Source organism: Streptomyces sp. H39-C1, assembly GCF_027158125.1.
GTDB lineage: Bacteria > Actinomycetota > Actinomycetes > Streptomycetales > Streptomycetaceae > Actinacidiphila > Actinacidiphila fildesensis.
Window position 1 is genome coordinate 1 of the sequence record NZ_JAPVLS010000241.1, and the last position, 1,590, is coordinate 1,590.

Below are 1,590 nucleotides of genomic sequence, written 5' to 3' on the forward strand. Positions count from 1 at the left end.
CTTGAAATTTAACCTTTGTGGCCTTTAAGGCGATTGCGTTCAGTGATGCTCTCGGGGCGTCTGGTCGTTTTGCCCACATCGTGGCGGGTGGCGGGATGGCGGTTCTTCGAGCCGACTGGACGGCCTGGCCCGGGTGTTGAGGGTTTCGGTGCACGGGCAGGACTGTGCAGGTGCGGGCGGAGGTTGCGAAATCCCCGGCGGACGCGGGCCGGGGTGAGCCGGGCGGGCTCCGTTCGCTTCTCCCACGGGCGACGAAGGTCGGCGGCGGCTTCGCGGAGGAGCCTGAGCTGGGTGTGGGCCGCGATCACGAGCCACGTCCAGCGGTCCGCAGCCTCGGGGGTGCGGAGCTTGGGGCGGGTCCAGCCGAACGTCTGCTTGATCATGCGGAAGGTGTGCTCGATGTCGAAGCGGCGGAGGAATGCCTGCCAGCGCAGATCGACGTCCTCACCGGTCATGCCGGTCTTCGAGGACCACAGCCAGACCGGCTGCGGGTCCTGGCCGCTGGGCAGTCTGTCGACCGCCAGGCGGATCTGGGTGCCCTCGATGATGGGGAGCTCACCGGTGTGGTCGATCCATGCACAGCGGGTGGTCAGATGTGGATGGAGACGGTCGAAGGCCACAGCCCGAGCGGTGCCGTAGCGGTCGGTGACCTGCATGGTTTCCACGTCCGGGGCGCCCCAGGTGTCCGGATCGGCGAAGCGGAACACTCCTCCGTGCCGGGTCGGGCGGCCGGCCCGGCGGGTGCGGGGCGGCGGCGGGCGTCGCATGACACGGTCGGAACGCATCCGGCCCAGAACCTCGACAGGCAGACCCGCGAGGAGGTGGGCCAGGCGCGGGGCGTCGTAGCCGGCGTCGAGGACGATCAGGACGTCCGGATCACCGGGCTCCCACTGGCCTGCGTCGATCAGGTCGGTGACCACGCGGCGGACCTGGGCCGCGGTGACCTCGGCGACGTCGTCGTCGGGGCCGAGCCGCCTCGCGTCCAGGAGTTGGCACCAGGAGGTGCGGCCGGTCTCCAAGGCGGCCACGAACGAGTACGGCCAGCCGGGCACGAGCTGGTCGCTGGAGCGCCCGCTGCGTCCGTAGACGTGGCAGAACAGCCGGTCCGGGCTGCACGGGGCGTCGGGCCGCAGCCAGTGGGTCACGTCGACCGCGAGGACGATCCGGTTGTCGGCGGCCTTGGGCTGCGGCAGCATCGCCAGAGCGTGCCGCAACCCGTCCACGTCGATACGCCCGCAGTTCAGCGCGTCGTACAACGCGCCGTGCCCGCGCCGGTGTTCGGCCAGCAGCGTCAGGTCAACCGGCGAGGTCACCGGTCCGTTCTCGCAGAGCATCGCGTCCGTGAGCTCGAACAGAGTGTCACCACGCCGGGTCAGGGACGCGTAGAAGTCCTCCCGGAAGTGTGACGTGAAGTCGAGTGCCTCGTGCCAAGCATTGTGATGCAGCAGACTCACCCCTGCGGCCTTCGTATGAGTGCGGTTCGGTGACAGAACGCATGCTCATGCGGAGGCCGTCCGCCTGTCCGGTAAAGGCCCAGGTGAGTGATGGTGTCCTACTCGATGTTCGAGTCCGGACCATAAATAACAAGCT

Annotated in this window: 1 protein-coding gene; it reads right to left on the reverse strand. The window is 68.6% G+C overall.

Annotated elements, in window-relative coordinates; translation table 11 throughout:
* Positions 1–8: 8 nt before the first annotated feature.
* Entirely contained in the window at positions 9–1,454 is a 1,446-nt protein-coding gene (locus O3W51_RS47935; RefSeq protein WP_138359647.1) for an NF041680 family putative transposase, read from the reverse strand.
* Positions 1,455–1,590: the final 136 nt, after the last annotated feature.